The organism is Pseudomonas nabeulensis (genome assembly GCF_004682045.1).
Taxonomy (GTDB): Bacteria; Pseudomonadota; Gammaproteobacteria; order Pseudomonadales; family Pseudomonadaceae; genus Aquipseudomonas; species Aquipseudomonas nabeulensis.
Window position 1 is genome coordinate 1 of record NZ_QUZT01000117.1, and the last position, 9465, is coordinate 9465.

The 9465-nt window shown below is 60.3% G+C and carries 3 protein-coding genes; all 3 read left to right on the forward strand.

All coding sequences use genetic code 11. The features are described 5' to 3' along the window. Positions 1 to 404: 404 nt before the first annotated feature. Positions 405 to 2126 carry a ShlB/FhaC/HecB family hemolysin secretion/activation protein gene (locus DYL61_RS30580; RefSeq protein ID WP_135311485.1) on the forward strand — a complete coding sequence of 574 codons (1722 nt, stop codon included), beginning with the start codon at positions 405 to 407 and terminating at the stop codon, positions 2124 to 2126. Between the two features lie 28 nt (positions 2127 to 2154). Then, positions 2155 to 8850, forward strand: coding sequence for a two-partner secretion domain-containing protein (locus tag DYL61_RS30585; protein ID WP_135311486.1), 6696 nt, complete (start codon positions 2155 to 2157; stop codon positions 8848 to 8850). A gap of 9 nt (positions 8851 to 8859) precedes the next feature. Then, the coding region (locus DYL61_RS30590) for a hypothetical protein (protein WP_135311487.1) at positions 8860 to 9465 on the forward strand (606 nt) is incomplete at its 3' end.

A 9465-nucleotide genomic window follows, 5' to 3' on the forward strand; every position in this document is an offset into this window, starting at 1 on the left:
GAAAGCCGCTCATCTGCTGTTTCCTTAACTGACAGGCATTAGGGCAAGCCCGCTACCACACAAACCAGGCTTACCCTCTTCTCAGGTTAACCCCACAAATGGGATCCAATTCACAAAACCTCCGCGAACTTTTCTGCTTTTTCCGGTACTAAGCTGTCTCGGAAACAACTTGCTGGCCAACTAATGGCAACTTTCAAGTTCTCCGACGAATCGCTATCAAAACGGCTGCCGCTTGTCGGAATAATAATTCCCAAGACAAGCCTTTACTCTTTTTGATGATTTTTTATTGTTATTAATCAACCGGTTAAAAGACTAATTGGTACGAATGTACAACTAACCCAACTCCTTGGGTAGTCGGAAGTTCGGTGTTAGTTTGCCGCCCCTTGATTTTCGATGGATCGAACATGTCTTTGTTATCGCCACGGACTCGGTATTTCCTGTGCACTTTCCTGCTCGCGTATTTAAGCGCTAACAGTGCCACGGCGGCGCCTACGCCAGGGGATCAAGACCTGATCCGCGACCGCCAGAACCGTCTCCTTGAAGAACAGCGTCGACGTCTCGACGAGTTGCAGGATCTACCCGGCAAAGACACCAGGTCCCAGGCGCCGGCATTGCCGACGGACACCCGTTGCTTCCCCATCCAGGACATCGAACTCAAGGGCGCCGACAGCCTGTCCGCCGCTGACCGTGCGCGGCTGCTCAAACCCTATATCGGCCAGTGCCTGGGCGTTGCGCAGCTCAACGAACTGCTCAAGGTCATCACCGACGAATACATCACCAAGGGCCGTGTCACCAGCCGTGCGTACTTGCCGCAACAGGACCTGTCCAGCGGGCACCTGCAAGTGCTGGTGGTGGAAGGCAAGCTCGAAGGCGTGAAGGCGGCCGAGGGCAGCACGGTGACCGACCGTGAGCTGGCCATGGCATTTCCCGGCAAAGTGGGTGAGGCGCTGAACCTGCGGGAAGTCGAGCAACTGGTGGATCAACTGAGCCGTTTGCCGTCCCGGCAGGCGCAGATGGCGCTGACCCCCGGCAGCCAGATCGGCGGCAGTGAAGTGCTGGTCAAGAACGTGCCGCAAAAGCCCTGGCGCGCCGGCCTGTCACGTAATAACGACGGCCAGAAAAGCACCGGCGAACAACAGTGGGGCGCAGGCCTGGAGTGGGACAGCCCGCTGGGCCTGGCCGATCAACTGATACTGCGCGGCGGCCACGACGCCGTCAGCGACCACCAGAAAACCTCGAAGAACAGCATGTTCTACTACAACGTGCCGTGGGGCTGGTGGAACTTCAGTTACCTCTACAGCGAGAGCGACTACCGCACCTTTGGCGTGACCGACGGCTTCAAGTTCAAGCAGAACGGTGACAACCAGACCCACCAATTGCGTGCCGAGCGGGTGATTCACCGCGACGACATCAGCAAGACGTCGGTGAACGTCGGCGTGTCGCACCTGCGCACCAACAACTACATCCTCGATACGCGCACCGAATTCAGCAGCAACCGCCTGAGCGAGTTCCAAGTGGGCATCAACCATGGTCGGCGCATCGCCAATGCGTTCGTCAACCTTGACCTGGGCATGCAGAACGGTATCGGTTTGCTCGACGCCCAAGCCCAGGACGAACGCGACCAGTATGGCAATCGCCAGCCGAATGCGCGTTATCGCAAATACACCGCCACCGTCAGCTACTTGCAGCCCTTCACCCTGTGGGGCGAGTCGTTCAGCTTCACCAGCCTGGCCACCGGCCAACGCAGTGAAGACATCCTGTTCAGCCCACAACGCATGAGCCTGGGCGGCTCGGCGTCGGTGCGCGGGTTCAAGGACCAGCAACTGACGGGCGACAGCGGTGGCTACTGGCGCAATGACCTGCGCTGGGCCCGCCCGGTCACCCTGGACTGGCTGCGCCCGGCGTTTTTCGAGTACGGCGCCAGCGTCGGCTATGACCAGGGTGTGATCAGCCACGGTCGCTACAACAGCGAAGTGCATGGCCGGGTATCGAGCAACTCCCTGGAGCTGTTCGTCCGTGGCAAGCACGTCAGCACCAGCGTGACCTTCGCCCACTCCCTGGAACGCCCGGCCGTGATGAGTGAGCGCGAAGCGCCCATCTACTTCCGCATGGATTTCTACCTGTAATTCAACGCCCCGCCTTGAGAGTTTGAATATGGACGTTCGCCCCGTAGTTGCCCTGAAAACCCTGTGCCGACGTGGCCTTGCGCTGATCCTGGCCAACGCGCTGTTCTGGCAGCCGCTGCTGGCCCAGGCCGAAGGCATTGTGGTCAGCGCCCCAGGCACCACGGTGGGCCAGGCGGGCAACGGCGTGCCGGTGGTGAACATCGCGACACCCAACGGCAGCGGGCTGTCCCATAACCAGTTCAAGGACTACAACGTCGGCCCCAACGGCGTGATTCTCAACAACGCCACCGGGGCGGTGACCAACACGCAGTTGGGCGGTTACATCGTCGGCAACCCCAACCTCAAGGGCGGTGCGGCTAACGTCATCCTGAACGAAGTCAACGGCGGCAGCCCGAGCCAGTTGCGCGGCTTCACCGAAGTGGCTGGGCAGTCGGCGAAAGTCATCGTCGCCAACCCCTATGGCGTGACCTGCAACGGCTGCGGGTTCATCAATACGCCCAGCGCCACCTTGACCACCGGCAAGCCCGTTATCGACAAGGTGGGTCGCCTGGACCACTACCAAGTGGATGGCGGCGCGGTGACCATCGACGGCGAGGGCTTGAACGCCAGCAACGTCGACCACTTCGAGATCATCACCCGTTCGGCCAAGATCAATGCGCAGATCAATGCGCGGGCACTGACGGTGATCGCCGGGCGCAACGACGTCGATGCCCAAAGCCTGAAAACCACTGTGCGCACCGATGACGGCAGCCCCAAACCTGAACTGGCCATTGACTCCTCGGCGCTGGGTGGCATGTACGCGGGTGCGATCAAACTGGTGGGCACCGAAGCCGGTGTGGGCGTGAAACTCGACGGTTCGCTGGCCGCCAGTGGCGGTGATATTCAACTCGATGCCAACGGTCGCTTGAGCATGGCGCAGGCTCAAACCACGGGAAACATCAAGGCCACCGCGCAGCACATCGAGCTGACCGATAAGGTCTACGCCGCCGGAAATGTGGAACTGACCAGCGCCCAAAACCTGGTCAACCAGAAGAGCGTGGCGGCCGGCCAGCGCATTGAACTCAACGCGGCCACCGTGACCAACGCGGGCATCATCGAGGCTGGCGTGCAGGCGGACAACAGCCGCAATGCCAGTGGCGATCTGGTGGTAAATGCACAAACCGTGAACAGCAGCGGCAACCTCCTGGCCAGCCGCAACCTGGCGATCACCGCCGCGCAGGCGCTGACCAACCAAGGCGCGGTGATCCAGGGCAAGACCGTCAGCGTGAGCACCGCCAAGCTGACCAACCAGGGCGAGATCGCCCGGATCTATGGCCTGCAAAACCTGGCGATCAGCGCGCCGGCCATCGTCAATATGGGCGGGTTGATTCGCTTCGGTGAAGGCCAGGTCGCCACCCTCGACAGCGGGTCGGTGGATAACCGTGGCGGGCAAATCGTCGCCAGCGACCTGACCGTCACTGCCGACGCGATCAACAACCGTGGCGGCGCCTTGCACGGCCAGGAACAACTGACCCTCACCGGCGATACCCTCGATAACAGTGCCGACGGCCAGATCAGCGGCAAGCGCCTGAACCTGACCGCCCGCGACACCTTCACCAACCAAGGCGGCCTGGTTGAAGCCAGCGAGCGTTTTACCCTGGCCGGTGGCCATGTGGATAACAGCGCGGGCGGTCAACTGCGCGGCTTGGGCGCGACGGGCAATAGCCTCAACGCCATCAGCCTCGATAACGGCGGCGAAGTGGTCAGCGGCGGCGACCTGGATATCACCCTGAGCGGCGACATGACCAACAGTGGTCGTTTGACGGCCCTGCAAAAACTCTCGGTGGTGGCCAATAACGTCAGCCAAAATGGCGGGCGCATGGCGGCCATCAACACTCAGCTCAACCTGAGCGGCACCCTCGACAACCTCGGCTTCCTCACGGCGCGCCAGCAGTTGGATATTGCGGCGGCGCAGATCAACAACCGTGGCACCCTTGGCGCCCTGGGGCCGGTGAATCTCACCGCCACCCAAGGCATCACCAATGGCGCGGACTCGCTGCTGTTCAGCGGTGGCGACCTGACGCTGCGCGGCAACCGTTTCAACAACGCTTATGGCGACGTCTACACCCAAGGCAACCTGACGTTTGCCGCGCAGGATGGCGGGCAAGCGGCGGCGTTCAGCAACCTGTCCGGCACGGTTGAAGCCGAAGGCGCGATCGGCATCAACGCCGCGGTTGTGGAGAACGGCAAGGCCGAATTCGAGCTGGTGAAAACCGTGACCGCCGGCACGGTGGAATGGCGCTGCGGCCAGCATTGCGGCGGCCATGACTGGTTCAAGCGTGGTCAGGTGAATATCCACCAGACGTTCCTGGAGTCGGCGATCAAGGACTCGGCACCGGCGCGTCTGGTGGCGGGCAAAGACCTGCTGATCCAGGGCGACACCGTGCAGAACCGCTACAGCCTGCTGGCGGCCAACGGCAACCTCGCCATCGTCGCCAATAACCTGCTCAACCAGGGCGCCGCCACCCGCACCGGGCAGAACACCATCGTTATCGGCACGCCCGGCAAAATTGCGAAGGGCGAATGGAACCAGGTTGAACGCGTCGACATCCCGGCCTTCAATGCCGCCGTCGCAGCGGGCGGCTTTGACGCGGCGAGCTTTGCCGCACTCAAGGCCAAGTCCAGCGACAGCCGTTTTGTAGAAGAAAGCAACGTCACCACCTGGACCGTCAACGATGGCCTCGCCTACAGCGCCACCCTGCAAGCCGGTGGCACCGTCGACCTGTCCAAAGTCGGCAACAAGGTGCAAAACGGCACGCTGCTGGAAAACCAGAAAGAACAACTGACCGGCAGCCTCGACAACGACCAGACCGGCATCCCCGCTGGCGGCATCGATATCAACCTCAACAAGCATGCCGACGACAGCGGTGCAGCGTTCACGGTGGTCGACCCCACCACTTCGCCGTACTTCCAATTGCCCAAGGGCGATTACGGAATGTTCGTCAAAAACCTCGACCCCACCAGCCATTACCTGATCGAGACCAACCCGGCGTTTACCAGCGCGGCGGGCTTCTTCAGCTCCGACTACATGCTCGGCAAGCTTGGCTACAGCGCCGACAACGCGTGGCGTCGCCTGGGTGACGGGCAATACGAAACCCGCCTGATTCGCGACGCCGTGCTGGCGCGGACCGGCCAGCGTTTCCTCGACAGCGACCTGCAAAGCGACGCCGACCAATTCCGTTACCTGATGGACAACGCCCTCGCCAGCAAAGACGCCCTCAGCCTGAGCGTCGGCGTGTCCCTCACCGGCGAGCAAGTGGGCGCGTTGACCCACGATATCGTGTGGATGGAAAAGCGTGTGGTCGACGGCCAGAGCGTGCTGGTGCCGGTGCTCTACCTGGCCCAGGCCGAATCGCGCAACGTGCGTGGCAGCAGCCTGATCCAGGGGCGCGACCTCAACCTCGTCACCGGCGGCGACTTGCTCAACGTCGGCACCCTGCGGGCCAGCAACAACCTCACCGCCGTCAGCAACGCCAATATCTACAACGGCGGCCTGGTCGAGGCCGGCAACAACCTCGGCCTGTTGGCCCAGGACAGCATCCGCAATGCCATGGCCGGCGAGATTCGCGGCAGCCACGTCCAACTCGCCGCCGTCCAGGGCGATATCACCAACGACAGCACCGCGATTCAAGTGCGTGACGGTGCTGGCATGCGCACCCTCACCGATGCCAGCACCAGCACCATCAGCGCGCGCCAAGACCTCACGATGCAAGCCGGTCGCGACCTGATCAACCGGGGTGCGCTCGCGGCAGGCAATGACGCCACTCTCACGGCGGGCCGTGACCTCAACTTGATGGCCGTCAGCGATACGAGCGTCAAGCATGAGTTCAGCGACGGCGGGCATAAATCCAGCATCACCACCGACGTGAAGAACATCGCTGCCACGGTTACGGCGGGCAATAACCTCAACATGAAGGCCGGGCAGGACATCACCGTTATCGGCAGCAACGCCACCGCCGGCAACGACTTGAATATCGAGGCCGGACGCGATTTTAACGTGACGTCGGTCAGCGATATCCACAACGTCGAAGGCAAGGAAAAGCACGGCAAACAACGCATCAAGACCGAGGATGACCAGACCACCCAAGTCGCCAGCGTACTGACCGCCGGTGCGAATTTCACCAGCCAGGCCGGGCGTGATACGACGCTGATCGCCAGCAGGATCAGCGCGGGCAATGAGGCGTATTTGTACAGCGGCGAGCAGATAAATCTGCTGGCGGCCGAGAACAGTACGCACACGCTGTATGACATGAAACAGAAGGGCAGTTGGGGTGCGAAAAAAGCGCAGACCGATGACGTCACCCGCACCACCCAGATCGGCACAGAGATCAAGACCGGCGGCCACCTGACGCTCAAGAGTGGCGGTGATCAGCAGTACGAAGTCGCCAGGCTCAACAGCGGCAACGACATCATCCTCGACAGTGGTGGCGCGATTACCTTCGCCGGGGTCAAGGACCTGCACGACGAGAGCCACACCAAGAGCAAGAGTGACCTTTCGTGGTTCAGCGCCAAAGGCAAAGGCAACACCGATGAAACCCTGCGCCAGAGCGAACTGGTTGCCCAGGGGCAACTGGTTATCAAGGCAGCCGAAGGCATTCGCATCGATGTGAAACAGGTTGACCAGCAGACGGTCAGCCAGACCGTGGATGCGATGGTCAAGGCTGATCCGAACCTGGCGTGGCTCAAACAAGCCGAGGCGCGCGGGGATATTGATTGGCGCCAAGTCAAAGAGATTCACGACAGCTTCAAGTACGACAATTCCGGGCTGGGTGCCGGTGCCAAGATTGCCATTGCGATCATGATGGCGGCGATCATGGGGCCGGTGGGTTTCGGCTTGCAGGGCGCCACGCTGGCGGTATCCACCAGCCTGAGTACGACAGCCGTCACCAGCACCATCAACAACAAAGGCAACCTGGGTAAGGCGTTTAAAGAAACGGTCAGCGCCAACAGCCTGAAAAGTGCGGCCGTCGCAGGCTTTACGGCAGGCGCCCTGGAGTACGCCGATACCAACTGGTTCGGTGGCACAGACAGCGCCAGTGCGAGCACAAACACCGTCCAGGGGGTGAGCCCGAGTGCGGGGTCTACCGTGGCGGTGACTAACTCCTCCAAAGATATCTTCACCTGGACGGCCGCCGGTGATATCGCCCTGCGCACCGGCACTCGGGCGGTGATTTCCAGCGGCATATCGACATCCATCCAGGGCGGCAGCTTCGGCGACAACTTCAATGCCGCGTTACTCGGAGAAGCCGGCAACGTGGCAATGGCCACGGGCTTCAACTGGGTGGGCGATACCGTCAGGTTCCCGGATGGCAGCGTTCAGAAAATCGTCGCGCATGCCTTGATGGGGGGCTTGTTGGCCGAAGCCACCGGCAGTGACTTCAAGACCGGCGCAGCGGCCGCTGGGCTGAACGAGGCCCTGATCAACCAGCTTGATTGGGCCGCACGGGGCAATGATGACATTACGTTGATGCTCTCCCAGTTGACCGGTCTGGTTGCTGCGGCAGCTGTCGACGGCGACCTGGAAAAGGGGTCGCAAATCGCGCTTAAAGCCTCGACCTTCAACTGGCTGACCCACCGTGAAATCAAGGACGCCGACAAGGCCAGGGCCGGCTGTGGTGCACTTGGTGACGGCGCGGGGGCGTGCGAGAAGAAAATCATCAAGGCCATGGACGAGCTGGATAAGTCCCGAAACCTTGAGATGTTCGACTATGAGCGCTCACTGCAGGCCACGGCCTACCGTGAAGGCATGACGCAGGACGAGTACCGCGCAGGGTTGGTCGGCTACTTCAATGGCGTTGACCCAAGGGACTTGGTATTCACCGGCTATGCGCCCGCCAATGAATTGGGTTACCAGGCCGATGCCCTCGGCGGGCATGTGGTGGACTACGCCTCCGAGTTGCCGGGGCGATTCACGGCAGGGCTTGAGGGGCTGATCAACAACTACGACAAGATCCCTGGTGCTATTGCGCAGTCGGCCAAGGATGGCGTCGATTGGTTCACCAGCCCGATTCCGGGGCAGGCCATTGCCCGAGCGGAAGACAAGCTGGTGTTCTCCACCCCTGAGCAATTGGGTGAGATGGCGTTTGATACGACGCTGGGCACGGTGACCGGCGCGGTGGGTGGGCTGGTGGGCGGCAAAGCGATTGAGTGGTTTGCGGGGCGTTGGGCCGTGCGAGCCGCAGAAGAAGCGCCGGTCGGCAAGTACGTCCTGCGCAGCGATAACGATTTCTCGTCCCCTCTGAATGAAAAAGGCGCGCCCAAAGCCTACATCAATGCCAACAATGAGCTCGTACCCGCCAACCTGGAGGGGACCGGATCCATTCAGTCCCATATTCGAGGGGGTAACTCCAAAAATTCACCTTATATCTCGACAACCGATCCTGTTATCGCGGGTGAAACAAAAAACTACGGGGCTCAACAAATCGCTATCGATGTGGGGCAAATGCAGAAGGACATCGAAGCTGGTACATTGACGAACGTTGAATTTATCGATAATGCAAGTGTTAAAGCCGCCCTGCAGCAGAAAATAGATCAGGCACAAGTTAAATATACCGCCACGGGAAATGCCGAAAGCGAGAGGCGATTGAAGGCTGCCCAGAGGGATCTCGAGAATGCGACGAGAGACGGGGAGTGCTTGATAAAAGGTTGTGTTCCGTCCCGCTATATCAACACGGTAAAGAACTAGGTAGCCGGCATGAACAAAGAAGTACAAGCGTTATTGTATTCCGTTCCTCCAGAGGCCGATTATGCGGTGGATGCTACGGATATAGACGCGGACGATATACCGCAGAGCCGAATCGAGGGTGTCCTCGAGTTATTGGCGTGCGACGATGAGGCTATAAAATTCTCGGCGGCACGACTGTTGACCAGCTGGGGATACAGGGAAGGATTGGTATCTCTAACTGAAATGCTGTCCTCCCCGCAGCAGGTCGAGGGGCTTGAAGTTCATAGACTGCATGGCTATGACGACACGTTCAAGCTGGCATTGTCTGCGCTGGTGGGTTACTTCACCCGTTTGTCTGACAGGGGAGCGGGAGAGGCCGCAAGAGCCGAGATTGTTGAACCGATTAAAACGATCATTCAGTTATCGAACAGTCGCCCCTTTGAAATCTCCGGGTTTTTCTGGCTGGTGGAGGACAAGAAGTTCCTTGAGTATGTTCCGGCCTTGCGTGAGCATTTGTGCTTGATCGCGCAGGCACCCAGTGTGCACCGGTGGAAGATTTATGATGTTTTGAATCTTTTGCTTAAGGTGGATCATGAATTTGCCAGCGATTTTTTGCGGAAAGCAAATAAGACATTA